The sequence below is a fragment of the Cupriavidus pauculus genome (assembly GCF_008801835.1).
Taxonomy (GTDB): Bacteria; Pseudomonadota; Gammaproteobacteria; order Burkholderiales; family Burkholderiaceae; genus Cupriavidus; species Cupriavidus pauculus.
The window spans coordinates 392,675-415,248 of the sequence record NZ_VZOW01000001.1; the positions used below are offsets into that span (position 1 = coordinate 392,675).

Annotated in this window: 23 protein-coding genes; 7 read left to right on the forward strand and 16 right to left on the reverse strand. The window is 64.2% G+C overall.

Annotated features, from left to right (window positions below):
• Positions 1 to 96: 96 nt before the first annotated feature.
• The gene (locus tag F7R19_RS01665; RefSeq protein WP_150979152.1) at positions 97 to 1,161 is read right to left on the reverse strand and encodes a porin; all 1,065 of its coding nucleotides are present in this window, start codon (positions 1,159 to 1,161) and stop codon (positions 97 to 99) included.
• A gap of 199 nt (positions 1,162 to 1,360) precedes the next feature.
• Here F7R19_RS01665 and F7R19_RS01670 point away from each other — a divergent pair, with 199 nt between their 5' ends.
• Positions 1,361 to 2,053, forward strand: a complete 693-nt coding sequence (locus tag F7R19_RS01670) for a response regulator (RefSeq protein WP_061957691.1) — start codon at positions 1,361 to 1,363, stop codon at positions 2,051 to 2,053.
• Complete coding sequence (locus tag F7R19_RS01675; protein WP_150979153.1) at positions 2,050 to 3,438, forward strand: sensor histidine kinase; 1,389 nt, start codon at positions 2,050 to 2,052, stop codon at positions 3,436 to 3,438. Before F7R19_RS01670 ends, F7R19_RS01675 begins: the two co-directional genes overlap by 4 nt.
• Before the next feature lie 76 nt (positions 3,439 to 3,514).
• Here F7R19_RS01675 and F7R19_RS01680 read toward each other — a convergent pair whose 3' ends face one another.
• Positions 3,515 to 3,958, reverse strand: a complete 444-nt coding sequence (locus tag F7R19_RS01680) for a MarR family winged helix-turn-helix transcriptional regulator (RefSeq protein WP_150979154.1) — start codon at positions 3,956 to 3,958, stop codon at positions 3,515 to 3,517.
• Between the two features lie 133 nt (positions 3,959 to 4,091).
• Here F7R19_RS01680 and F7R19_RS01685 point away from each other — a divergent pair, with 133 nt between their 5' ends.
• Both F7R19_RS01685 and F7R19_RS01690 read left to right on the forward strand, forming a co-directional pair.
• Complete coding sequence (locus tag F7R19_RS01685) at positions 4,092 to 5,639, forward strand: DHA2 family efflux MFS transporter permease subunit (RefSeq protein WP_150979155.1); 1,548 nt, start codon at positions 4,092 to 4,094, stop codon at positions 5,637 to 5,639.
• A gap of 41 nt (positions 5,640 to 5,680) precedes the next feature.
• Positions 5,681 to 5,929, forward strand: coding sequence for an FmdB family zinc ribbon protein (locus F7R19_RS01690; protein WP_150979156.1), 249 nt, complete (start codon positions 5,681 to 5,683; stop codon positions 5,927 to 5,929).
• Between the two features lie 50 nt (positions 5,930 to 5,979).
• Here the strand turns inward: F7R19_RS01690 and F7R19_RS01695 are convergent, their stop codons facing one another.
• Together F7R19_RS01695 and F7R19_RS01700 are read right to left on the reverse strand one after the other, a co-directional pair.
• Positions 5,980 to 6,294 carry a helix-turn-helix domain-containing protein gene (locus F7R19_RS01695; protein ID WP_061957696.1) on the reverse strand — a complete coding sequence of 105 codons (315 nt, stop codon included), beginning with the start codon at positions 6,292 to 6,294 and terminating at the stop codon, positions 5,980 to 5,982.
• Positions 6,272 to 6,634 (reverse strand): toxin, encoded by a 363-nt coding sequence (locus tag F7R19_RS01700; RefSeq protein WP_150979157.1) that lies wholly within the window; start codon positions 6,632 to 6,634, stop codon positions 6,272 to 6,274. The genes F7R19_RS01695 and F7R19_RS01700 overlap by 23 nt, the downstream gene beginning before the upstream one ends.
• Positions 6,635 to 6,920: 286 nt before the next feature.
• On the opposite strand from F7R19_RS01700, the gene F7R19_RS01705 reads away from it, so the two are divergent.
• On the forward strand, positions 6,921 to 8,216 hold the full coding sequence (locus tag F7R19_RS01705; RefSeq protein ID WP_150979158.1) for an Nramp family divalent metal transporter: 1,296 nt from the start codon (positions 6,921 to 6,923) through the stop codon (positions 8,214 to 8,216).
• Positions 8,217 to 8,289: 73 nt separating this feature from the next.
• Here F7R19_RS01705 and F7R19_RS01710 read toward each other — a convergent pair whose 3' ends face one another.
• The 6 genes from F7R19_RS01710 to F7R19_RS01735 all read right to left on the reverse strand — a co-directional run bounded on the left by F7R19_RS01710 (position 8,290) and on the right by F7R19_RS01735 (position 13,455).
• The gene (locus F7R19_RS01710) at positions 8,290 to 9,114 is read right to left on the reverse strand and encodes a helix-turn-helix domain-containing protein (RefSeq protein ID WP_150979159.1); all 825 of its coding nucleotides are present in this window, start codon (positions 9,112 to 9,114) and stop codon (positions 8,290 to 8,292) included.
• 15 nt (positions 9,115 to 9,129) lie between these two features.
• On the reverse strand, positions 9,130 to 10,038 hold the full coding sequence (ku, locus tag F7R19_RS01715) for a non-homologous end joining protein Ku (RefSeq protein ID WP_150979160.1): 909 nt from the start codon (positions 10,036 to 10,038) through the stop codon (positions 9,130 to 9,132).
• Positions 10,039 to 10,190: 152 nt separating this feature from the next.
• A complete protein-coding gene (locus tag F7R19_RS01720; protein ID WP_150979161.1) occupies positions 10,191 to 10,904 on the reverse strand; it encodes an LrgB family protein in 714 nt (237 codons plus the stop codon).
• The gene (locus F7R19_RS01725) at positions 10,901 to 11,359 is read right to left on the reverse strand and encodes a CidA/LrgA family protein (protein ID WP_170292548.1); all 459 of its coding nucleotides are present in this window, start codon (positions 11,357 to 11,359) and stop codon (positions 10,901 to 10,903) included. The genes F7R19_RS01720 and F7R19_RS01725 overlap by 4 nt, the downstream gene beginning before the upstream one ends.
• Before the next feature lie 150 nt (positions 11,360 to 11,509).
• Complete coding sequence (locus F7R19_RS01730; RefSeq protein ID WP_150979162.1) at positions 11,510 to 12,454, reverse strand: LysR family transcriptional regulator; 945 nt, start codon at positions 12,452 to 12,454, stop codon at positions 11,510 to 11,512.
• Positions 12,455 to 12,468: 14 nt separating this feature from the next.
• Positions 12,469 to 13,455 (reverse strand): AraC family transcriptional regulator, encoded by a 987-nt coding sequence (locus F7R19_RS01735; RefSeq protein ID WP_150979163.1) that lies wholly within the window; start codon positions 13,453 to 13,455, stop codon positions 12,469 to 12,471.
• Between the two features lie 173 nt (positions 13,456 to 13,628).
• On the opposite strand from F7R19_RS01735, the gene F7R19_RS01740 reads away from it, so the two are divergent.
• On the forward strand, positions 13,629 to 14,171 hold the full coding sequence (locus F7R19_RS01740) for a carboxymuconolactone decarboxylase family protein (RefSeq protein ID WP_061957705.1): 543 nt from the start codon (positions 13,629 to 13,631) through the stop codon (positions 14,169 to 14,171).
• Between the two features lie 46 nt (positions 14,172 to 14,217).
• Here F7R19_RS01740 and F7R19_RS01745 read toward each other — a convergent pair whose 3' ends face one another.
• Together F7R19_RS01745 and F7R19_RS01750 are read right to left on the reverse strand one after the other, a co-directional pair.
• Positions 14,218 to 15,498: a BamA/TamA family outer membrane protein gene (locus F7R19_RS01745; RefSeq protein ID WP_223505747.1), complete on the reverse strand. Its 1,281-nt coding sequence runs from the start codon at positions 15,496 to 15,498 to the stop codon at positions 14,218 to 14,220.
• Complete coding sequence (locus F7R19_RS01750) at positions 15,495 to 16,271, reverse strand: hypothetical protein (RefSeq protein ID WP_084004047.1); 777 nt, start codon at positions 16,269 to 16,271, stop codon at positions 15,495 to 15,497. Before F7R19_RS01750 ends, F7R19_RS01745 begins: the two co-directional genes overlap by 4 nt.
• Before the next feature lie 485 nt (positions 16,272 to 16,756).
• Between F7R19_RS01750 and F7R19_RS01755 the strand changes: the two genes are divergently transcribed.
• A complete protein-coding gene (locus F7R19_RS01755; protein WP_061957708.1) occupies positions 16,757 to 17,197 on the forward strand; it encodes a MarR family winged helix-turn-helix transcriptional regulator in 441 nt (146 codons plus the stop codon).
• An 81-nt stretch (positions 17,198 to 17,278) separates the two neighbouring features.
• On the opposite strand, the gene F7R19_RS01760 is transcribed toward F7R19_RS01755, so the two are convergent.
• From F7R19_RS01760 to F7R19_RS01775, 4 genes are all read right to left on the reverse strand, one after another.
• Positions 17,279 to 19,141 (reverse strand): NAD(P)-binding protein, encoded by a 1,863-nt coding sequence (locus F7R19_RS01760; RefSeq protein WP_150979164.1) that lies wholly within the window; start codon positions 19,139 to 19,141, stop codon positions 17,279 to 17,281.
• Positions 19,138 to 20,478, reverse strand: coding sequence for a cytochrome c (locus F7R19_RS01765; protein ID WP_211922699.1), 1,341 nt, complete (start codon positions 20,476 to 20,478; stop codon positions 19,138 to 19,140). The genes F7R19_RS01760 and F7R19_RS01765 overlap by 4 nt, the downstream gene beginning before the upstream one ends.
• 19 nt (positions 20,479 to 20,497) lie before the next feature.
• Positions 20,498 to 22,021 (reverse strand): ABC transporter permease/substrate-binding protein, encoded by a 1,524-nt coding sequence (locus F7R19_RS01770; protein ID WP_150979165.1) that lies wholly within the window; start codon positions 22,019 to 22,021, stop codon positions 20,498 to 20,500.
• Between the two features lie 176 nt (positions 22,022 to 22,197).
• Positions 22,198 to 22,542 (reverse strand): cupin domain-containing protein, encoded by a 345-nt coding sequence (locus tag F7R19_RS01775; RefSeq protein WP_061957711.1) that lies wholly within the window; start codon positions 22,540 to 22,542, stop codon positions 22,198 to 22,200.
• Positions 22,543 to 22,574 lie beyond the last annotated feature (32 nt).

Consider the following 22,574-nt stretch of genomic DNA (forward strand, 5'->3'; position numbering starts at 1 on the left):
AGGACGGATACCGATGGGGCGTCGAAAGCAAAAAGCGGCGGCGCGAGCCCCTCGCGCCGCCGCAAGACCGCCCACCACGGCGGCCCGAAACAATGGTCAGAAGCGGTGCTGCAAGCCTGCCGTCACGCCGACCTGATTGTTGGCATAGCCAACGAAATCCCGCGAGACACTCACGTTCTGACCATTGCGCGCCTTGGCGTAACCTGCGGACAGATAGGCCATGGAGCGTTTGGAAAGATTGTATTGAGCGCGCACCGAGAACAGGATCGGATCCGCATCGGTGTCGCCCTTGATGTTCTGCTTGTAGACCGCGCCATACAACGTGAAGGCGGGCGTAAAGTCGTACGCTGCGCCCACCCAGTACAGATCGCTCAATTGCTTGGCCGCTGCCGTGGTGAACGTCTTGCGATAGTTGCGGTAGCCAGCGTAGACCGACAGCGCGCCGAAATCGTAGCTTGCGCCAGCGTGGATGCCCTGCACGTAATCGACCGAATCAGCCGGGGTGGTGCTGGTGCCCGCGCCCATCTGGCGATCCCACGTCAGCGCCGCGGCAAATTTGCCGGCGTTGTAGCCCAGGCCCAGGTCGTACTTGGAAGAACTCTTGAAGCTGCCCGGCACTTCGCCGAACGACATCGTGCCGCCCAGCTTGACCGGTCCGAACTGGCCGTCGTATCGCACGACATTGGCCGAGCGCGAGAACATGCCGTCCTTGCGACCGCCCGTGGCGGTGGCAGACGTCGCCCACGAATAATTCGGCGCATAGCCCATCGGATCGAAAGGCAGCATGAAGTCATAGGTGGTGGTGAAATCGCGGCCCATGCGGATGCTGCCCAGCGTCTTGTCCTGCAGGCCCACCCAGGCGCGGCGGTCGAACAACGTGTTGTCGGTATCGAGCTTGCCGGTGTCGATGGCGATGCCCGATTCGAGCGCGAAGATCGCCTGCCGGCCGCCGCCGAGGTCTTCCGTGCCGCGCAGGCCCCAGCGCGAAGTGTTCTTGCCGCCCGAGGTCATCTTGACCTGCGAGTTGCCGTTCGGGCCGGCATGGCTCACATATTCGACACCCGCGTCCACCAGGCCGTACAGCGTCACGCTCGATTGCGCCGCCGCGCCGCCAGATACCGCGCATCCCAACACCGCCACAGCCACTGCCTTGCGATTCATCCCAGTCTCCTTGATTGGTTCTAGTTGTGAATGGGGCGGATGGTATGGGGCGCGCACTTTCAGTTCGCTTTCGAAGCGTCCTTCATTTCGGGCGTGGGGCATGCACCACGATTGGGAGTTTCCCTAGCTAGGCACGCCCTGCCCGTTGCAGGTATCACTCCTCGCGCGACATTTGCAGACCTGCCTTGCAGTAGCCCCCATGCGTATCCTCCTTGCCGAAGACAATCTCAGACTGGCCGAATCCCTCAAGGAATCGCTGAGCCAGAGCGGCTTCACGGTCGATTGCATGCACGACGGCGCCAGTGCCGACCACCTACTGACCACGCAGGACTATGCGCTGGCGATCCTCGACATCGGCATGCCGCGCCTGGACGGGCTGGAAGTGCTGCGCAGACTGCGCCAGCGTCGCAATCCGTTGCCGGTGTTGATCCTGACCGCGCATGGATCGGTCGAAGACCGCGTGCGGGGACTCGACCTGGGCGCTGACGACTATCTGGCCAAGCCTTTCGCGCTGAGCGAGCTCGAAGCGCGCGCGCGGGCGTTGATTCGCCGCAGCCACGGCCACGATCGCACGGGCCTGCACTGCGGCCCGCTGCACTACGACACGGTGAGTCGCGCTTTCACGTTGCATGGGGAATTGCTGCAGCTCACCGGCCGCGAGCGCGCCGTGCTGGAGGTACTGCTGCTGCGCGACGGCCGCGCGGTGAACAAGGCGGCCCTGTCGGAAAAGATCTTCGGCATCGACGAATCGGTCAACGCGGATGCCATCGAAATCTATGTGTATCGGCTGCGCAAGAAGCTGGAAGGCAGCGGCGTGGGCATCGTCACGCTGCGCGGCCTTGGCTATCTGCTCGAAGCACGCGACGCGGCCACGGTGGATCCGCATCCATGAAGTCCGGCAGCCTGCGGCTGCAACTGACGCTATGGTTGCTGCTGCCGCTGCTGGGGCTGCTGGCGCTGGACGCTTGGTTGACCGACCGCCGTGCGATGGCCGCCGCGCACCAGGCATTCGACCGCACGCTGGCCGCGTCGCTCAAAGCCATGCGCGAGGGCATCAGCCTGCGCGATGGGCGGGTTGAAGTGGAAGTGCCCTATCTGGCGTTGGAAGTCTTCGATGCCGAAGCCGGCTCGCGCATCTTCTACCAGATTCGCGACGAGCATGGCGCGACCATCACCGGCTACGAAAATCTGCCGATGCCGCCGCGGCAAGTGCGCGCGCTGTACCGCACGCAGTTCTACGACGCCGACTACCAGGGCATGCCCGTGCGCATGGCGTCGATGGCGCTGCCGCTGCACGATGTGCGATCCGCGCGCACGCAAATGGTATGGGTGCTGATTGCCGAATCGACCGAGCCGCGCGAGCGTCTCGCGTATGAGATTCTGATTGGCTCGCTGCAGCAGGAGCTGATACTGGTGACCCTGGCGCTGGCAATCGTCTGGTTTGGCGTGCGGCGCGGCCTGCGGCCGCTGCACAAGTTGTCCGACGCAGTAGCCGCGCGCGGCCCCGACGATCTCGATCCGCTGGAAGACATGACGTTGCCCGTGGAAACCAAGCCGCTGGTATCGGCGGTGAACCAGTACGTCGGGCGGCTGCATCGGATGGTGCAAGGCCGCAAGCGATTCTTTGCCGACGCCGCGCACCAGTTGAAAACGCCGCTGGCGATCATCCAGGCCGAGTCGGAACTGGCGCTGCGTGAGAAGGATCTGCCCGGCGTTCGCGTCCATCTGCACAGGCTGCACGATTCGGTTCAGCTTGCCGCCCGGGAAGTGGCGCAGTTGTTGTCGCTGTCGCGGCTGGAGCCGGACAGCGGCTACGCGCCCGCCATGAGGCCACTGCGGATCGACCAGCTTGCGTCGTCGATCACGCTCGATTGGGCGCCGCTTGCGCGGCGCGATGGCGTCGACCTGGGTTTCGAAGGCGGTGCGCCGCTTGAGATCGACGGTCAGGCCGAATTGCTGCAGGAAATGCTCGGCAACCTGATCGACAACGCCATCCGCTATGCCGGCCGCGGCGCCGTCGTCACCGTGCGCGTCGACGGTCATCGCCTGCTGGTTGAAGACAATGGCCCTGGCGTGGCGGCCTCCGAACGCGAATCGGTTTTCAAACGCTTCTATCGCGGCGCTGCCAGCGCCAATCGCGCCGGCAGCGGACTGGGCCTGTCGATTGTGCGCGAGATCGCGCGGCTGCATGGGGCCGCGGTGTCGCTACACGAGACGCGCGGCGGCGGGCTGACGGTCGAGATCGACTTTGACTCGAAGCGGGACGCGGTCGGCTGATACAAGCCTGATATCGGACGCTGCCGCATGCCTCGGCGCGGGGCAGCCCGAGACCGCACCGGGCTTCGGGCGACGTTCAACTGCCGGCGCCCTTCGACAGGTTGGCGCGGGCGCGCTGCAGGAAATCCAGGAACTGATCGGTCTCCGCGGCGCCGAAGCCGTTGAGCGCCTGGAGCGTGACTTCGTCGCCAACCTCGCGCGCGGCGTCCAGCGCCTGGTCGGCCTTGTCGGTCATGCGCACCATCCGTTCGCGCCGATCCAGCGGATTGGGGCGACGGGCGATCCATCCGCCCTCTTCCATGCGGTCCAGCAGCCGGCCTGCGGAAATCGGCGCTACTTCCATCAGATCGGCCAGGCAAACCTGATTCATCTCGCCGTGATACGACAAATAGGCGAGCGCCCGGTACTGCGCCCGGGTCAGGTCCAGCTTTGCACGCGAGAGTTCGTCGAAACGCTTGCCTGACAGGCGTCCAACGTCCGCCACCAGAAAGCCAAATCGCTTTTCAAGATCCTTTTCCATGCGCGCGATTATAGGGATTGGCGGCGTTCGCATACCTTCGGATCCCCGGAAATTATCGAAACACCGCACATCGCCTGTCGCGCATATAATAAGCACGCTTATCAATTAGTCGGCAATTCGTCCGAACCGCTCCATGTCCTCCGTGGTCCCCGCGCCCGCCCAGACCGCTGGCAAGCCGCTCAATCGCCCGATGATCACGCTTTCGATCATGCTGGCCACCTTGATCCAGACGCTCGACAGCACCATCGCCAATGTGGCGTTGCCGCATATGCAAGGCGCGCTGTCGGCCTCGCAGGATGAAATCACCTGGGTCCTGACCTCATATATCGTCGCCGCGGCCATTGCCACGCCGCTCACCGGCTGGCTGTCGGACCAGTTGGGCGTGAAGAAGCTGCTGGCGATCTCGATTGGCGGCTTCACGATTGCATCGGCGTTGTGCGGCATGGCGGACTCGCTGACGCAGATCGTGGCCGCGCGGCTGTTGCAGGGGATTTTCGGCGCGGCGCTGGTGCCGTTGTCGCAATCGATCCTGCTCGATATCAATCCGCCTTCGCGACAGGGGCAGGCGATGGCCGTCTGGGGCATGGGCGTGATGGTCGGGCCGATCCTGGGGCCGACGCTCGGCGGGTGGCTGACTGACAGCTACAACTGGCGCTGGGTCTTTTTCATCAACGTGCCGATCGGCGCGTTTGCATTGTTTGGGGTGCTGGCGACGCTGCCCAACCGCGCCCCGGCACGGAGCATGAAGTTCGACGCTTTCGGCTTTGCCACGCTGAGCCTGGCGATCGGCGCGCTGCAGGCCATGCTCGATCGCGGCGAGCAACTCGACTGGTTCGGGTCGCTCGAAATCCGCATCGAAGCGCTGCTTTGCGTGATCGCGTTCGCTTATTTTGTCGTGCATACGGCCACGGCCGGCGAACGTTCGTTCTTTCGCTCGGCGTTGCTGAAGGACCGCAATTTCGTCACCGGTGCGTGCTTTATTTTCGTGATCGGCGCGGTGATGTACGCCACGCGCGCGCTGCTGCCGCCGATGCTGCAGAACCTGATGGGCTATCCCGTCGCCACCACCGGGCTCGTGACCGCGCCCAGCGGCATCGGCACCATGATCTCGATGATGCTGGCCGGCCGGCTGCTGCGGCACGTGGACGCCCGGTTGCTGCTGTTGTCAGGATTTCTGATATCGGCCTTCGCGCTGTGGCAGATGATGGGTTACACGATCGTGCTGTCGGTCTCGGACATCGTCTGGCCCGGCGTGATCCAGGGCTTTGGGCTGGGGCTGGTGTTCGTGCCGCTTTCGGCGCTGACGTTTTCCACGCTGCAACCGGCGTTGCGCGCCGATGGCACCGCCACCTACAGCCTGATGCGCAATATCGGCAGCAGCATCGGCATTTCGCTGATCCAGACCATGATGACGCGCAACACGCAAGTGGCGCACAGCGATCTGGTCACCCACGTCAATCCCTACAATCATGCACTGCAATCGATGCTCGCGCAGGGATCGCGCCTCGACCTTGCGCTGCTCGGACGCACCATTGACCAGCAGGCGGCAATGATCGCGTACCTGAACGACTTCAAGGCGATGTTCATCGCCACGCTGGTGGTGGTGCCGCTGATCCTGCTGATCCGGCCGGCGCCGCGGCACGACGGTGACGATACGCTGGCGCACGCCGCGATGGATTGAGCTAAGCTTGCCGGCAACATCGATTTGTCTCTGGAGCGGCGATGCCGACCTACGACTATCGCTGCGCTAGCTGCGGCGACTTTTCTGAATTGCGACCGATGGCCCGACGCGACGAGCCGGCTGCCTGCCCGACCTGTGGCGGCACGGCCGCGCGTGCGCTGGTGGCGGCCCCTGGGCTTGCGGGCACAAGCGCCGCCGGCGACACCGCCAGCCATGGCTCGGCCTGCGCCTGCTGCGGCCCGGTCAAACTGGCCGGCCGCGCCAGCAGCCCCGGCTGGGGCAATCGCTGAAGCCGCCTTTCCAGCACGACCCGCCGCGACCAAAGCGCCCAACGGCCCGATCATGCCAGCGAAGCCAGGCGCTGAATCGTCTCCGGATATTTCTGCACCAGCCGTATCAGCAGGGTCGCCTGCGCATTCGGTTTTGCCCTGCCCTGCTCCCAGTTCTCCAGCGTCCTCGGATTGATGCGCAGGTACATCGCAAACACCGGCCGCGACATGTTGAGTTTGTCCCGCAAATCCACCAGTTCCTGGGCGGCCACCGCTTCCAGATCGGCCACCTTCACCTTGTGCGACCGCAGCGTGACCTTGCGCTGGCGCTCGTCTGCAAGCGCCTCGAATCCTTCTACCAGTTCACCGAATACATCCCGCGTCATTTGATTGCCTCGCTTTCAATTCGAACGCCAGGAGTTGCCCCAGCTGCCGCCGCTGCGCGCCAGTGAGGTCATCCTGCTTGTCCTTGTCATAGAGCGTGAAGAGCCAGAACTGGGCGCCGCCCAGCCAGTAGTAATAGATCACGCGCAGCCCGCCACGCTTTCCCTTGTGCCGCCGCTCATCGACGTAGCGCAGTTTGCGCAGCCCGCCGGCGCCCGGTATCACGTCACCCGCCTCCGGATGCATCACCAGCATCGCCTGCAGACGCCGAAATGCGTCGTCATCCAGAAACGTTTCCCGATGCCGCTCGAACGGCGGCAGCTCAATAAACACGGCATGCATAGTGTACGTTCGTTACGTACCCTTTGAAAAGGGACTGAGGTGGTTTGGTGTAGTTGCGACCTCGGCAGGTCGCAACGGGCCATCCAGTCTATGTGCATAACGGTCCATAAAGTGATTCCATCTGTGCCTAATTTCATAACTTTTGTGTCCGAATGCGAAATAGTCGGCGCCCGAGTACGATGACGGCAAATGGAGGCGGTAAATAAATCTAATTGGGAATTATTCTCAACAACGATCTAGAATCCAGCAGACAGGCTGCCTTGCCTCATCCACCGACCCGCCAACCATGCCGCCGCCGATCGAATCAGCCACCCTCCCCGCCGCGCCGCCCGCGCGTCGATCGCGTCTCGCCTTTCTTGGAGCGGGGGCGCTGGTCGCCGTGGGCTACATGGATCCCGGCAACTGGGCGACGGCAATCGCTGGCGGGGCCAAATTTGGCTACAGCTTGCTGAGCGTGATTGCCCTGTCCAGCCTGGTGGCGATGCTGCTGCAATGGATCGCGGCGCGCGTCGGCGTGGTCACCGGGCGCGATCTGGCGCAGCTTTGCCGCGAGCGCTTTTCCCGGCGCACGGCGTTGGCGCTCTGGATCGCCAGCGAAATCGCGATCATTGCGTGCGACGTCGCGGAAATCGTCGGCAGCGCCGTGGCTTTGCAGTTGCTGTTCCACGTCAAGCTGTGGGTTGGCGTGCTGATTGCGGCAGTGGTGACTATCGTGATGCTGGCGGTGCAGCGCTACGGCCAGCGCAAGATGGAAGCGATGGTTGCCGGATTGATCCTGCTGGTGGCGCTGTGCTTTGTCGCCCAGTTGGCGATGGCCCAGCCGCAATGGTCCGATGTGGTGGGCGGCTTCGCGCCCTCGCCGGAACTGGTGCGCAACGCCGGCATGCTGTGGCTGGCGGCCGGTATCGTCGGCGCCACGGTCATGCCGCACAACCTGTACCTGCATTCGTCGCTGGTGCGCCGCTTCACACCGCCTCCGGGCAGCCGCGTGGCACGCCGCCATTCGCTCGGCGAGACGCTGCGCGGCATGAACCTGGACACTTTCGGCTCGCTCGGCTTTGCCTTCCTCATCAACGCCGCGCTGCTGATCCTCGCGGCTTCCGCGTTTCACGCCAACGGATTCACCGACGTGGAAGATCTGGCCGACGCGCATCGGCTGCTGGCGCCGCTGCTGCATTCCGATCTGGCAAGCGTGCTGTTTGCCGTGGCGCTGCTGGCGTGCGGACTCAATTCGACGCTGACCGGCACGCTGGCCGGGCAGGCAGTCATGGAGGGATTTCTTGCCCTGCGTATCTCGCGCATGCGGCGCGCCCTGCTGACGCGCGCCGTCGCCATCGTGCCAGCGTTGGCCGCCGTGTGGGCCTTTGGCGAACATGGATCGGCCAGCCTGCTCGTTGCCAGTCAGGTGGTACTCAGCCTCACGCTGCCGCTGGCCGTGGTACCGCTGATCATGTTTGGCGCCGATCGCAAGTTGATGGGCGTCTGGCGGGTGCGCGGCGCGCCGTTGCTGCTGGCGGGCGCGTCCGCCGTGATCATCATCCTGTTGAACGGCGCACTGCTGTGGCAGCTCGCGGCTGGGTGATGTCCGGGGCTCTCGCGGGGCGTCGTGCGATCGCGCAGGATCAACTGGCGCCAAACGACGGCCATGTCGCGTGTCAGATCACCGGTTCGAGCTTGCGGTACTGGTTGTAATGCCGGATGGCCCGATGCGGATCGCCAAGCGCTTCGTGCAGACGTGCGGCGTTGTAGTGCGCATCGGCAAAATCCGGCGCCAGCGCGATGCAGGCGTGATAGCTATCGAGCGCCTCGCGGTCGGCTCCGGCGTCTTCCAGCGCAACACCGAGGTTGAAATGGAGCAGCGGCTGCGCGGGCAGATAGCTGAGCGCGGCCCGATACGCGTCGATGGCCTCGGCGATTCTGCCGTGGTCGCACAGCAGGCAGCCCAGGTTGAGCCATGCGTCGAGAAAATCCGGCGCCTGCGACACCGCATGGCGATAGGCAGCTTCCGCGTGATCGGGCCGATCGTGCTCCAGCGCAACGCCGCGCGTGAACCACTCGCCGGCATCGACTGAAGCATTGGGTCTGCCCGCGTGGCGCAGCGTCACCACGTCGCCCGGTGCGCGGGCCGGCGCGGCGTCGTCCAGATCGAGCATGAACTGCCCGGAATCGATCTGCCAGCGACCGTGCCGGTCCTGCACCGCGACGTCGCCGCCTACTGCCGTGACGCGCATGCCGGTCGGCGGACGCCCGTCGCCCAGGCCTTGCAGGCGGCGTAGCGAGCGCGTGATATGGCGCGTGGGAATGCGCGCCTCGCGCAGCGACTGCGCGGTGCGCAACAGCACCACATCCTGGAAACTGAAACGATATTCGCGCCGCGCGCCACGGCGCGGCGAAATCACGCCCGCCGCAATCAGGGCGGTGATCACCGTACGCGAGATGCCCAGCAGCGCCTGGACTTCCCGCATCGAATAGGCTTGCATTGTCGCGCCGGCCTCCTACTTGCGCGCCGCGCGCTTCGGGGCTTCGGTGGGCGCCGACGCGGCGCGTCGCGCGGTCTTGCGCGCCGGGGCTTCCGCGGCCACCTTCGGTGTCGCCTTGCCCGCGCTCTTGGCCGCGGGCTGCCGCTTGTTGGCGCCGATGCTCTTGCGCAACGCCTCCATCAGGTCGATCACCTCACCGCCGGTCGCGGGTGGCGCTTCGGCGGCCACCGTGATCTTCTTGCCGGCGATCTTCTTGTCGATCTGCTCGAGAATGCGTTGCTTTTCCTCATCGGTGTAGGCCGATGCATCGTAGCCGTCCACCGAGTTCTGCTCGATCAGTTGCTGGGCCAGCTTCAATTCGGCGGGCTGCACGTCGGTGCGTTCGACGTGAAGATCGGCCATGTCCCGCACCTCATCGGCATAGAGCAATTGCTGCAGGATCAGGCCATCGTCGCCGACGCGGATCTGCACCATGTACTGCTTGCCCTTCCATGCCCACTTAGCCAGCGCGCACGTGCCCGTTTCCCGCATCGCCTCGGCCAGCAGGTTGTAGGGCTTGGCGCCGCGCTTGTCCGGGCCCAGGTAATAAGCCTTGTCGAAGTAGATCGGATCGATCGCGCCCACCGGCATGAACGACAGGATGTCGATGGTCTGCGCGGCGGCGTCTTCCAGCGCCTTCAGTTCTTCGGGCGTGAAGGTCACGTAGCGGTCTTTCTCGAACTCGTAGCCCTTGACCATGTCGGCGCGCTCCACCACCACGTCTTCCTTCAGACACACGTACTGCTGGCGCAGCCGCGACCCGCAGCCTTTGTGCAGCAGGTTGAAGCTGATCGAAGACTTGCTTTCCGTGGCGGAAAACACCTTCACCGGGATCGATACGAGCCCGAAACTGATCGATAGCGAGGCAATGGAACGTGCGACCATGACGGCATCCTCCGCAAAGGCGACGGTCGATGTCAGAAAAGTCTAGTCCGCGAGACGCGTCCTCCGCCAGCAAAGTCGAGGGAATGCGCCGCACGCGACACCCCACGCCACGTCCTGTGCCGGGGCCGCCACGCCAGGCGTGGCGCGCGTGCTCAACCGATCAGCGCCGTGATCCAGTTGGTCAGCGCCGGGCCCGCGATGACCATCAGGATGCCGGCCAGCACCATCGTGAGGCTGGCCACGACGCCCTCCTCGGTGTGGCGCTGGCGCGCGCGGGCCGTGCCGAAGCCGTGCGCCGCGGCGCCGAGCGATGCGCCCTGCGCCACCGGCGAGCGCAGCCTTAGCAGTGCCAGCACTGTGTCGCCCACGATCATGCCGACCAGACCCGTCATCACCGTAAACAACGAGACCAGATCGGCCGATCCGCCAGTGCGGGAGACCACGGCCACGGCAAACGGCGTGGAGACCGAACGCGCCATCAGGCTGCGCGTGATCTCGGTATTGAAATGAAACGCTTGCGCCAGCAGTCGCGCGCTGACCATCGCCACCAGCGTGCCAGCCACCACGCCAAGCGCCAGCGCCAGCCAGTGCCGGCGCACGATCGCGCGATGCTCGTAGATCGGTACCGCAAACGCGATAGTGGCAGGCCCCAGCAGCCAGACCATCCAGCGCGTATCGGCCACATAGGCCGCATAGGGAATATCGGCCGCCAGCAGCAAGGCTATCGTCAGCGCCGGCACGACGATGGCGGGCGAAAGCCAGATGCGCGGCCGGCGCAGATAGAACGGCTTGATCGCGAAATACAGCGCGACCGTCCAGGCCAGACAGAAGAGCGACGCCAGCGGCGTTCCTGGATGCGCGATCATGACTGCCCCTGCTCGTCTGCGGCGTCCCGCCATTGCGTGATGCGGCGCTCCAGGCGGCAGCCCGCATGCACGGCCAACGCGGTGGCGGCCATGACGAGAATCGTGCCCACGCCAACGGCGATGGTCAGTTGCACGCCTTCGGCGCGAAACAGCGGCAGATAGTTGACCACCGCCACCACACAGGGGATGAAGAACAGCACCAGTTCACCGAGCAGCCAGTCCGATCCCGACTTGACCCAGCCGATGTCAGCCTTGCCCGACAACAACAGGCCGAGCACCGCCAGCATGCCAAGCACGCCGGGGGAAATCGACCAGCCCAGACTGCGGGTCAGCCAGTCGGCGCAGAACCAGACGCCCAGCAGTGCGCCCACTTGTGCGACGGTCCGGGCCAACTGGCGCCATGCGTGGTAACGGAGAAGGAATGGTGAGCGAGCGGAAGCGGCGGGGGCAGTCACGGCACGATGCGCCGCGTGGGGCGCGGCGTCAGGAAACGACGATGCCGATAATTATTCGCCCGATTTACGCACAGCGACAGCCCGAAAATCCGCATCGGTTGTGCATCGATGCACAACCTGGCGCCGTCCAGGCTATCGTGCCGGCTGGCTTTATCCGTTCATGAACAACGACGTACTGGCATCCACCTGTTCGGCGATGAAATTGGCCACGGCGCGCACGTGCGCGGCCTTCCAGTGGTCTTCATGCACATGCATATGGAACGTGCGCGTGACTTCCACCTGATCGGGCAGCACTGGCATTAGCGTCGGAAATGCCGCCGCAACATACGCCGGAATAATGCACAGGCACTGACCCGACAAGGTCGAATGCACCTGCGTCAGCAGGTTGGTGCTGCGCACGCGCGCGTGATAGTTGACACCGATGGCGCTGGGAAAGCTCAGTTCCGGCGAGAACAGATGTTCCTCGACGTAGCCGACGAACGGATGCCGGGCCAGATCCTCCTTGGTGCGAATCCGCTCCGCCTGCTTCAGATATGACTTGGTGCCGTACACGAACATCCGGTAGTCAGTCAGCCGGCGCGACGCCACGCGCAGATGCTCGGTGCCGGACAGGCCGATCGCGATATCGGCTTCGCGCCGGGTCAGGCTGAACAGGCGGGCCGCCGCAAAGATTTCCACTTCGAGCCGAGGATGCTGCGCCGTCAACGCATGGATGCGCGGCGCCAGAAACATGCTGCCGAACCCATCAGGCGCGCCGACACGCACGATCCCGGCGATGTCCTGCTCGCCAGCAGCGGCGGCCTTCGATGCCAGCAGCGCGCTTTCGATGGTTTCGGCAGTAGCCAGCAGGCGCTCGCCCGCCGCCGTCAGCGCGTAGCCGACGTGGCTCTTATGGAACAGCCGCGTGTTGAGCGCGCGTTCCAGCGCGTGAATGTGTCGCGCCACCGTGGTGTGCTCGGTGTCCAACTGCTGGGCCGCGGCCGATAACGTGCCGCCACGCGCCACCGCCAGGAAATATCGATAATCGTCCCAGTTGTCCTGGGTGCGCGCCGCACCGCGATTGACGCCAGGGCTGGCGGTTTGTTTGGCAACCATAGGAAACGATCCCGTTAAACGCTGGCCGTCGACGCATGGCGCCGATCGCGATGCGCCCGGCGATACGCGCCGGGACCGACGCCGAAATGCTGTGTGAAAACCCGGCCGAAAGCGGCCTGGGATGCGTATCCGCATTGCTCGGCAACGGCCGTCGCGGACATTCCGTCCTGACGGAGCAGACGCGCGGCGCGTTCCATGCGCAACGTCGTCACCAGTTCCAGCGGCGTCATGCCAAGCTGCGCAAAGCGCCGCGCCAGCGTGGCGCGCGACACGTTGCACACCGAGGCCAAGGCATCGATGGTCCACGGTTTTTCCGGATGACGCACCACGGCGTCGACGGCCCGCGCCATACGCGCGTCGGCCAGCAACGCCATCACGCCGTGCGACACAGCGCCCTGGACCAGCAGCGTGCGCAACAGCACCGTGAACAGCGCGGTCGAAAGATTGGCGATGATCGCTGCACTGCCCGGCCCCGCGGCGCTGGCTTCGGTATGCATCATGCCGATCAGCCCGCGCAGCCAGCCCGCATCGTCGCCGCGCGAGGCATCGCCGCTATCCGTGCCGACGCACAGCATTTCCGGCATGGCCCGCAGCAGGATCGCCGCCGAGCTGCCCAGCACGAACGTGCCGCACAGGATATCGAGCGGCGCCAGCGCGCCCGGCACCGACACTTCGGTCACCACGCCGTTGAAATGACGCGATTCGGTGAACCTGCGCCTGCCGTCCGGCTGCCCCGCCTGGGGCGATTGGCGTGACTGCATCGATTGCGCCGACAACGTATGCGCCGCGCCGTGCGGAAACAGCAGCACATCGCCGGCCTTGACCTGCAGGCGCTGCTCGCCGACCGCCAGGTCGGCCTGCCCGTCGAGGATCACGTGATACGGCACATGCCCCGGCGGCGCCTGCTCGTGATGGGCGGACCACGCCCCGGCCACCCGGCAATGCAAGTCCACGGTGCCCGAAGGCGCCAGCAGGCGCACCAGTTCGCTAAGACTATCCATATCGGCTTGAGACGATCGAGCAAAAATTTGAGCCGATTCTAATCGATACGGATCGCTGGCGCACCTACCATTGAGTCCAAGGCAGCGCTGTACCAAGCAACGCCCGAACGCAACGATCGAAACGCAACCACTGGCCGACCTAGCGGCCCACTCAGACTCGAAGGAGAAACGTCATGACCACGCGCCTGCATACCATCGCCACACAAGACGCCACGGGACAAACCGCTGAACTGTTCGGCGCCATCCGCAAGGCCGTCGGCAAGGTGCCGAACGCCTATGCCACGATCGGCAGCAACTCGCCTGCGGTCCTGGCGCAGGCGCTGCAGACCAACGCGGTGCTCAAGCAAGGGAGCCTGTCGGCCAAGGAACTGGAAGCCATCAACCTGGCCGTGAGCGAGCACAGCGGATGTGACTACTGTCTGGCCGCACATACGTTGTCCGCGACCAAGCAGGCTGGCTACAGCATCGAACAGACGCAACAATTGCGTCGCGGCAGCTTCCCGGAGGATGCAAAGATCGACTCGTTGACACGCTTCGCCGTGGAACTGGTGAGCACCAGCGGAACGGTGCCGGCAAGCGCTGTGGAAGCGGTGCGCGCGGCAGGATATACCGACGCGCAAATCGTCGAGGCGATCCAGGCAATCAGCGCGATCCTTTTCACCAACATGATCAATCGGGTCAACGACACCACGCTCGATTTTCCCGCCGTGGCATGACGCGCGGTCCGGCCCCGGCACGCAGGATGTGCGGGGCCGCACGTGGTCAGTGCCAGGCGCTTCCCACCTGGATATAGAACGCGTTCTGATCCTTGCTGTGGGCGACGTCGATACCCATCGACAGCCCCAGCTTGCGCGCAATCATGTAGCGGAATCCGCCGCCGACGCTGACCACGTTGCTGGCATCGGAAAAATCGTGCCAGCGCCCATACGCCCTGCCCGCGCCCGAAAACGCCAGCAGCGACCAGCGTGGCGTCAGGTCGTAACGCACTTCCGCTTCCACGGCCAGCGCATTACGGTCCTGAAAACGGCCGCGCTGGACGCCGCGCAAATCGACATAGGGCTGCGCGTAGAACGGCACATCGCCCGACGAGAATTTGGTATCGGCACGTAATCCGAGAATCCATTTGTTGGAAAGCGGCAGCCAGGTGAAGCCCCGTGCGTTATACATATTGAACGTCTGCGTACTGCCAAAACCGCCCCGTGCGAATTGCGCCTCCAGTTCGGCGTAGATGCCCTTGCGCGGATAGAAGATATTGTCGCGCGAATCATAGTCGATCACGAAACCGCCCTTGCCGATACGCTGAGACTTGTCGATCGATGCGAGTTCATTGACCGTATTGCCGAACTTGAAGGTCGCGGTGGTATCGGCAAAAACATAACGCGGACCGATATACCAACGCGAATCACCGACGCGCACCAGCAGTTGCTGCACCAACGCGAAACCTTGCAGTTCATACGAACGCGCCTGGTTTGCCACGCCGAAGTATTCGAGATTGGCGTCGACCTTGCCGACCGCACCGAGATAGCGATAGCGATCGCCGTCCCAGCTGTGGAAATGCGCGGCGCCCGCGGCCCACGTACCGTTTTCCGTATACGCGCCGCCGATCACGGTGATATTTGGCGGCGCCGGTCCCTTGCCGCTTTCCTTTGCGCGCTGCGCGGCTTCCGCCATGGATTCCGAAAAGAACATCAGACCCAATCCGAATCCGTATCCCACGGCCGGTTCGGTAATGATCGTCGGTACCGGCAATGCACCTTTGTGATGCAACAGAAAATCGCTCAGATCGAGCATGCCGTCTTCCGGATCGAAGAAAGACAGCTTTTTTGGCGCGGCGGATGGCGAGATTGCGGCCGACGGTGGGGATCCAGAAGCGGCCGGAGCGTCGGCAGCGGCCGGGCTGGCGACTGGCGGTGCGCCGGCGCTGGCGGGCGAAGGCGGGCTGGTGGGCGGCGGCACCGATTGTGCGTGCGCCAACGACAACGACGCTGCGGCTGCAAGCAGCGTCAGCGTCGTGCAAATCAATATGGGGCGTGTCAATGTCATCGTCCGAAGTTCATATTCAATCCTGCAAAAATCGTCCACTGCGGAACCCCCGATCCCGCGTGCAACACGGAATACTGGGGCTCGATAAACGCGTTGAAAATGGTCTTGCCGTCCTTCCATGCCTTGCCGGCGCCGAATCCGACCGGCACATAGTAATTGCCGTGCTGCAGGTCGAATGTCCACACGCCGGTCGATCGCAAGTACCAGCCCTGCGGCAGATTGAAAATAACAAAGGGCTGCGCGGTAAGTGTCTGAACATCTGGCCGGCTGCTTTGTCCGGCAAATGAATGCTGCCACTGCAGCAGCATGCCCAACAGCCGCGCCTGCTTGGCGTCGACCACTACGGCGGCTGCGCCGGCCTGCCATTTACCGGTGCCGAGACTGCGATCGGTTGCGGTGGGAATGGTCAATAACGGCCCGGCGCCAATCTGTACGCCACGGCTGCGCAACAGGAATATATCGAACAGGCTGATATCGCCAATGCCGCTCTGATAAGAGCCGTCCAATGTGGGCCGAATGCTGACCGGCAGCGTGCCGCGAACGATCTGCGGTACGCCGATCCATTTGCCGGGCGCCAGCGGAAGGGTCGGACGCAACAGAAAGTCCGCGGTGTGCGCGTTGCTGTCGGACAGGCGCGGCGAATAATAGCTATGGATATTGAAGGACGGCGCCGGATTCAACGGATTATTGGTCTTGTTGGCGGCATCGGCGCTCCCCTGGGCGTGCGCGTGCGCAAACAGACAGACGGCGCACAAAACGGCCAGATTGCGCATGACTCTGACAGCAAGATCCAACGGCATTGCTCGACTCCCGGGCTGAAGCACGATGACGCCGCCATGGAATGGTGGGCCAGCAGGTCTGGAGCAATGTACTGGAGCGCGCCGGCCATGGCGTGCCTTGACGTCATGAACTTTCTTGCGCCACTCGTTAAGTATTTTCCTATATCACCCAGACAGGTCGGATGCCGCGCCGCCCTGTATTGGCGCCGCTTGGCGCCTTGACATTTAAATGTCTGCTTATTTGATTAACCCATACGGGTGATTATCTCAGTACCTTGTTTGCATTATCAGTTAGCTATTGAACAGGTCTCGCGAGATTCATTTCTTCTATATCGAAAAATCACAAAATTGAATTCCCATCGGGATCGTCATTTGCCAGACTAGGACCCACTGAATGCCCCAGCCGGTGCATTCATCATTGCTGAAATCGATCACCCGAATGGGTATATTCCCCTAGCTGCAAGACCAGAGGAGCGACCGTGAAGCACTACACGCCGGAAAATTTTCAACTAACCCAAAGCATTGCCTTTCATTTGAACAAGGCGCGCAATAGTTTGTTGATGGATATGGACGCCGCATTACGATCGTTGGATATCAATGCCCAGCAGATGGGTATTCTGCTTTCCCTGACGCGCGGCATGGCCAGCACGCCATTTGAAATCAGCAAGCTGCTCGGCATCGACAGCGGCCTGATGACGCGCATGCTGGACAAACTGGAAGAGAAAGGCCTGCTTGAGCGCAGTCGCAGTATTGATGACCGTCGCGTAGTGAATCTGACCCTGACGCCCAAGGGCAAACACGTTTCCGAGGAACTCCCGACCATTGCGCCGGAAGTACTGAATCACCGGCTGAGGGAATTTTCAGTCGAGGAATTCGAAGAATTTCGCCGGCTGTTGCAGAAATTCGTCACTGGCAGCTGATGCCGCAATGGGCAGGCCCGTGTCGATTCCGGCGCGTCCATCGCACTGCCCAGATTCCCCTCAATACTGCCGCGTGGTCATTCAATTCGCTGCGTCCAGCGACGCGACGGCGCGCTGCGCCTGGTCGATAGCGGCAGTGACTGACGGGCTTCCCGCTGTATCGGCGCCGGCAATGCGAATATTGCCGACGCCGTGCTCCGCCATTTGCAGCGCAGCCTGCCACTGGCCATCATCGGACGACAGCGTCGATCCCATATAGCTATAACCGTGCGCCCAGCGATTCACCGTAATGGCCTTGATATCGCGCGCCGAGCGGAATCCGCCCGCACCCAGCACCCGATCGAGTTGCGTACGAATATCGCGCTCGAGCACATCGAACGGCGTGCCCAGCAGGAATGCCCTTCCCGCGCGAAACCGGTCGCGCGCCGGCATGCCGCTATCGGGCACGACGGGCACATAAAGCATATGCAGTACAACCGGGTCGCCGCTGCCGCCGCTGGGCGACTCCAGCCAGAAATCGGCATACGGCATGGTCGGCGCATGAATGCGCCAGGCTTTCAGCGCTTCGAATGCGCGCCAGTTGTCCAATGCCACTTTGCTATAAATCAGCGGCGCCTTGACGCATCCCCGCAACGCCGTTTTTGTCGCCGCCGGTAAGGACGGCAGCAGAAACGGCACCATCATGTTGTAACCGGCCACGATCACGTGTTGCGCCTCCACGCGCTGCAGATTGCCTTGCCAGCCATACGTGACGCGAGTAATCCGGACATCGGGTTCGATGGCGATAGCCGTACTGTTGAGCCGGATTCTCACCGGCCTGCCGTCCCGATCGAGCTTCCCATAATCAAACCTTGCCCCGCTCAGTCCTCCAGGACCGGGCGACGCAATATCGGGCACCAGCCGCTGAACCAGGGCGCGGGCCAGCGTCGCATTACCGTCCGGAAACCAAAGTCTGGATGCAGGCGATTTACCGAGCCGCGGATCGATGGCCGGAGCCGGCATTCCCGCACCCGCGGGCAATCCAATCGAGATGGCCTGCGCCACGGAAATGCCGTCGGCATCGAGCGCGAATGCGTCAAGGCTGCGACTGCGCAGGAAACGCAAGGCCGACAGGCCCAGCCCCGCCTTGTCGCGCAGGAACACGGCATACCGCGTGGTTTCGATAAAGCGCGCGCGATTCTCCGCCGTCGTGCCCGCGAGGTAATCCGTTTCGCCCTGCAGCAGGCGTAGCAATGCCTGGCGATCCGCCGCAGAGACTGGCGCCTTGCCGAGAAAATCACGCAGCGGCTCGATATTCGACGTGGTGCGGCGATTGCGCGCATCGACCCATGCCGCGAAGGGATCGCCGGTCAGCCATTGATCGCGGCCGAAATGCTCGGCATTGAAAAATACGGCGCGGCCAAGTCCACGTTTTTCGTACTCGTCGCCGGGCATTGGCCGGGTGCGGGCTGCCGGATCGATCCCAAGGTCTGCCAGCAGCGTACGCACAGCGGCATTATCGTTCACCGAGGGCGGCATTTCGGCGCTGCCGCCATAAGTCAGCAATGTGCGCCCGCGCACGGTAAATTCATTGCGTTTGGCGTGGCCGCCGAAATCGTCATGATTATCGAGTATCAGAATGCGCCGATTCATGCCGAATTTCTGCTGATAAAACCACGCGGCGGCCAGTCCGCTAATACCGCCGCCCACTACTACCAGATCGTACGATTCACGCGCCAGTACGCCAGGATAGGTGGCGCCCTCGCGCGCCAGGCTGTGCGCCAGCGTGAAGGTGCCGGCGTGATTGCCGCGCAGGCCCGTCAGCGCCGGCGGATAAGCTGCCGATGACGCCGCCGCAGCCATTGCCGCTTGCGATGCCGCCGCGCGCGCCAGCCCGGCGGGCGCAATGCCGGCAGCAATCGTCAGCGCAGTACCGTTCAGAAAATCTCTGCGGGTGATCGTCATGGTGTGTCCGAAATGCGGGCGCGCGGTCCAAGCGCCTGCCGGCGTGCGGCGACGGCCTCGGGCGACACCGGTCCCGCGCGATTGCCCCAGCCGCCACGGATAAAGGTCAGCAGATTGGCCAGTTCCTGGTCTTCCATGGTCCAGCCATAGCCGGGCATGTGGTAGTCGCTAGGCGCGGTATTCACACGTGCGGTCACCGCGCCATCGAGCAGCAGGTTGATCAGCGAGGCGGGATTGGGATCTACCACGGTAGGATTGCCCGCCAGCGGCGGGAATACCCGCGCGAAGCCCTTGCCGTCGGCGTTGTGGCACGGCATGCAATAGGTGGCGTACTGGCGTGCACCGGGCGTGTCGAAGCGGCCCTGCGCGAGCCGCATGGCGGTCGCAGGGTCGTGCCGATACGGTTGCGTCTCGCCGCGTGCGCCCGGGATCGACTTCAGGTAGGTGGCCACGGCGACGAGGTCGCCCGCGCTCAGATATTGCGTCGACGCGGCAATCACGGTCGACATCGGTCCGAACGAGGTGGCGTGGGCATTGCGGCCCGTGTGCAGGTATTCGACGATATCGGCCTGCGACCACGCGCCAAGGCCGGTCAGCACGTCGCCGGTCAGGTTGGTGGCGGACCATCCCTCCACGGTCGCGCCGGACAGGAAATGCCGGCTGCGTTCGTCGCCGGCCTTTTCGCCATAGAGCATGCCCCGCGGCGTATGGCACGCGCCGCAATGCGCCACGGCCTTCACCAGATAAGCGCCGCGGTTCCACACGGGGTCACGCGCTGCATCGGTGCGCATCGCGCCTTCATCGAGGTTCAGCCAGTTCCACGGCACCAGCAGCCAGCGCATGCGATACGGCCAGCGCAACACGGTTTCGCGATTGGCTTGCCGCACCGGCTTCACTTCGCTGCGCATCCAGGCATAAATGGCGGCGACATCGTCGCGGGTCATCCTGGCGTACGACACGTAGGGCATGGCCGGATACAGCCGCTTGCCATCGCGCGCCACGCCGCGCCTGACCGCGCGATCGAAATCGCCGAACGTATATCGTCCGATGCCACTGTCCGGATCGGGCGTGATGTTGGTGGAATAAACGTCGCCGACATCGGTCCGCAAGGCCAGGCCGCCCGCCATCGGCGCGCCGCCCTCGGCGGTGTGGCACGCCGCGCAGTTGGCGATGCGCGCCAGGTAGCGGCCGCGTTCGATCTGCTCGGCCGATGCGGGGGAAGCGGCCGGGAGCACCGAAGCAGGTGCCGAAGGGGGCGCAGCCCGGGCCATGCCGGCCGACATCGCGATGCAGATGGTCAGCGGCGCAAGCAGGCGAATAGCAATGACGTGTCGCATGGGCGTGGTCGGTCCGAAGTTACTGTGCACGATTGCGCTGGCTCCACCATTCCATCGCGCCAAATGCGCCCTGCACCGCCAGCGCCAGCACCGCTGCCGGAATGGCTCCGGCCAGCAGTTGGGTGGAATCGTTGAGCGCCAGGCCGGCGACGATGCGCTCACCGTAGCCGCCTGCGCCGACGAATGCGGCAATGGTCGCGGTGCCGACACTGATGATGGCCGCGGTCTTGATGCCGGCCAGCACCACGGGCATCGCCAGAGGCATCTCCACGTACCGCAGCACCTGCATCGGGCGCAACCCCAGCGCCCGCCCCGCGTCGCGCATGCCCTGGGAAATTCCCTGCAGGCCCGTGCAGGCATTGCGCACGATCGGCAGCAGCGCATAGAGAAACAGCGCGATCATCGCCGGCCACACGCCGATCCGGCCTAGCAGCGGGATCAGCATCGCCAGCAACGCCAGCGACGGCACGGTCTGCAGCACGCCCACGGCCGCCAGCATCATCTGTCCGATACGTCGGCGGCGGGCCGCCACGATTCCCAGCGGCACGCCGAGTAGCGTGGCAGCCCCGACCGCGCCGCCGACCAGCGCCAGATGCCGCGCGGTCAACCGCCATGTCTCGGCGCCCGTCAGCACGCGCAACAGGCCTTGACGATGCGCGTCCTGGCCCGGCGCGGCGTCGTGGCCCGCGAGAAAACGGCTCGCAATATCCGCGAACGACGCACCGTCGATCTCGGCCGACGCATTCATGTCGATCATGGCCGCCACGCCGATGCGCCCGGACAACTGTTGCAGCGCTTGCCACGCGGCAGGAAAGCGCTGCGGCACGTCTAGCCGGTAGACGATCACCGCGTCGTAGCGCGGAAATACATGGCGCGTGTCTTCGAGCACGCGCAGCTGGAACCGGCGGATCTTGGCATCGGTGGAATAGATGTCGATCGCGTCGATCTGCCCGCTGGCCAGCGCGTCATAGGCGATGCCGTGGTCGATCCCGACCGGCCGTTGCGGCAGGCCGTAGCGTTGCGCCAGCGCTGGCCAGCCATCGGCGCGGCCGATGAATTCGTGCGACAGGCCCAGCCGCAGCGTCGGCTGGCGCGCCAGATCGTCGAGTGTGCGCAGATTGCCGGCGCGCGCATCGGACACGGCAATCGCATAGGTGTTCTCGAAGCCCAGCGGCACCGCGGCGCCCAGCCCCATCGGCGCCAACGCGCTGTTGATCTGTTCGAGCGACACCTTGCCCGGCAGCTTCAGTATCTCGCTGGCCAGCGTGCCGGTGTAGTCGGGATAAGCGTCGATGCTGCCCGCCTTGAGGGCCTCGAAGACGATGGCGGTATTGCCCAGCCCCGGCAGATGGCGCGTGTCGACATGGCGCGCCGCGGTCTGCGTCAGGATTTCGCCAAGGATGTATGACTCGGTGAAGCGTTTCGAGCCGATGCGCAGGGTGTCGGCCTGCGCGGCCAGGCTCGGCGCAAGCAGCAGGCACAGCACGGCCAGCGCCGCGTTAAGCCAGGCGCGGTGCGACCGGGAGCGGGCCTGGCGGTACATGCGAGGCCAATGCAGTATCCGAGCGGGCACTGGCCAGAAAGGCGACGGCCAGGCGCGGTGCGACCGGGCGATATGGGGCAAGCCGGAACCTCCGGAGGGATCGTCCCGTCATCATAAAGCCATACGACGGCCATACAAGCGCGGCGTGTCCGGCGTCAGGCCTCAGGTGTCAGGTGTCAGGCGGTTGGCGTCACATGAACGGCGAGCCAGATCGTCGGCTGCGCGGCGTCGGTGCGCGCCACGCGATGCCTGCAGTGCGCCGGAAGTTGCAGCCAGTCGCCAGCGCCCAGCGTATGCATGGTGCCGTCGTCGATTTCCACCTCGGCGCTGCCGCTGATGACCAGCACCCACTCGTCGTCGGCGCTGTCATACCAGAAGCCGGGCGGGCTCGCCTGGCCGTTCGACACGATCCGTTCGATGCGCACGCGGCCCGTGGCCTGCCACGTCAGCAGATCGGTAAAGACCTCGCCTTCGGCATGCACAGGTACGTCGTGCAGCAGATTGCCCTGAACGGATGCCATCGCCGAATGCTCCTGTGGATGCGATCTTGCGT

Excerpts from the sequence above, each read along its gene's own strand:
- F7R19_RS01675 (WP_150979153.1), top strand. The coding sequence starts at position 2,050 with ATGAAGTCCGGCAGCCTGCGGCTGCAACTGACGCTATGGTTGCTGCTG.
- F7R19_RS01760 (WP_150979164.1), bottom strand. The coding sequence starts at position 19,141 with ATGACGATCACCCGCAGAGATTTTCTGAACGGTACTGCGCTGACGATT.
- F7R19_RS01765 (WP_211922699.1), bottom strand. The coding sequence starts at position 20,478 with ATGCGACACGTCATTGCTATTCGCCTGCTTGCGCCGCTGACCATCTGC.
- F7R19_RS01735 (WP_150979163.1), bottom strand. The coding sequence starts at position 13,455 with ATGGATAGTCTTAGCGAACTGGTGCGCCTGCTGGCGCCTTCGGGCACC.
- ku (WP_150979160.1), bottom strand. The coding sequence starts at position 10,038 with ATGGTCGCACGTTCCATTGCCTCGCTATCGATCAGTTTCGGGCTCGTA.
- F7R19_RS01775 (WP_061957711.1), bottom strand. The coding sequence starts at position 22,542 with ATGGCATCCGTTCAGGGCAATCTGCTGCACGACGTACCTGTGCATGCC.
- F7R19_RS01665 (WP_150979152.1), bottom strand. The coding sequence starts at position 1,161 with ATGAATCGCAAGGCAGTGGCTGTGGCGGTGTTGGGATGCGCGGTATCT.
- F7R19_RS01680 (WP_150979154.1), bottom strand. The coding sequence starts at position 3,958 with ATGGAAAAGGATCTTGAAAAGCGATTTGGCTTTCTGGTGGCGGACGTT.
- F7R19_RS01705 (WP_150979158.1), top strand. The coding sequence starts at position 6,921 with ATGCCGCCGCCGATCGAATCAGCCACCCTCCCCGCCGCGCCGCCCGCG.
- F7R19_RS01740 (WP_061957705.1), top strand. The coding sequence starts at position 13,629 with ATGACCACGCGCCTGCATACCATCGCCACACAAGACGCCACGGGACAA.
- F7R19_RS01670 (WP_061957691.1), top strand. The coding sequence starts at position 1,361 with ATGCGTATCCTCCTTGCCGAAGACAATCTCAGACTGGCCGAATCCCTC.
- F7R19_RS01745 (WP_223505747.1), bottom strand. The coding sequence starts at position 15,498 with ATGACATTGACACGCCCCATATTGATTTGCACGACGCTGACGCTGCTT.
- F7R19_RS01695 (WP_061957696.1), bottom strand. The coding sequence starts at position 6,294 with ATGACGCGGGATGTATTCGGTGAACTGGTAGAAGGATTCGAGGCGCTT.
- F7R19_RS01770 (WP_150979165.1), bottom strand. The coding sequence starts at position 22,021 with ATGTACCGCCAGGCCCGCTCCCGGTCGCACCGCGCCTGGCTTAACGCG.
- F7R19_RS01700 (WP_150979157.1), bottom strand. The coding sequence starts at position 6,634 with ATGCATGCCGTGTTTATTGAGCTGCCGCCGTTCGAGCGGCATCGGGAA.
- F7R19_RS01710 (WP_150979159.1), bottom strand. The coding sequence starts at position 9,114 with ATGCAAGCCTATTCGATGCGGGAAGTCCAGGCGCTGCTGGGCATCTCG.
- F7R19_RS01685 (WP_150979155.1), top strand. The coding sequence starts at position 4,092 with ATGTCCTCCGTGGTCCCCGCGCCCGCCCAGACCGCTGGCAAGCCGCTC.
- F7R19_RS01730 (WP_150979162.1), bottom strand. The coding sequence starts at position 12,454 with ATGGTTGCCAAACAAACCGCCAGCCCTGGCGTCAATCGCGGTGCGGCG.
- F7R19_RS01690 (WP_150979156.1), top strand. The coding sequence starts at position 5,681 with ATGCCGACCTACGACTATCGCTGCGCTAGCTGCGGCGACTTTTCTGAA.
- F7R19_RS01720 (WP_150979161.1), bottom strand. The coding sequence starts at position 10,904 with ATGATCGCGCATCCAGGAACGCCGCTGGCGTCGCTCTTCTGTCTGGCC.
- F7R19_RS01750 (WP_084004047.1), bottom strand. The coding sequence starts at position 16,271 with ATGCGCAATCTGGCCGTTTTGTGCGCCGTCTGTCTGTTTGCGCACGCG.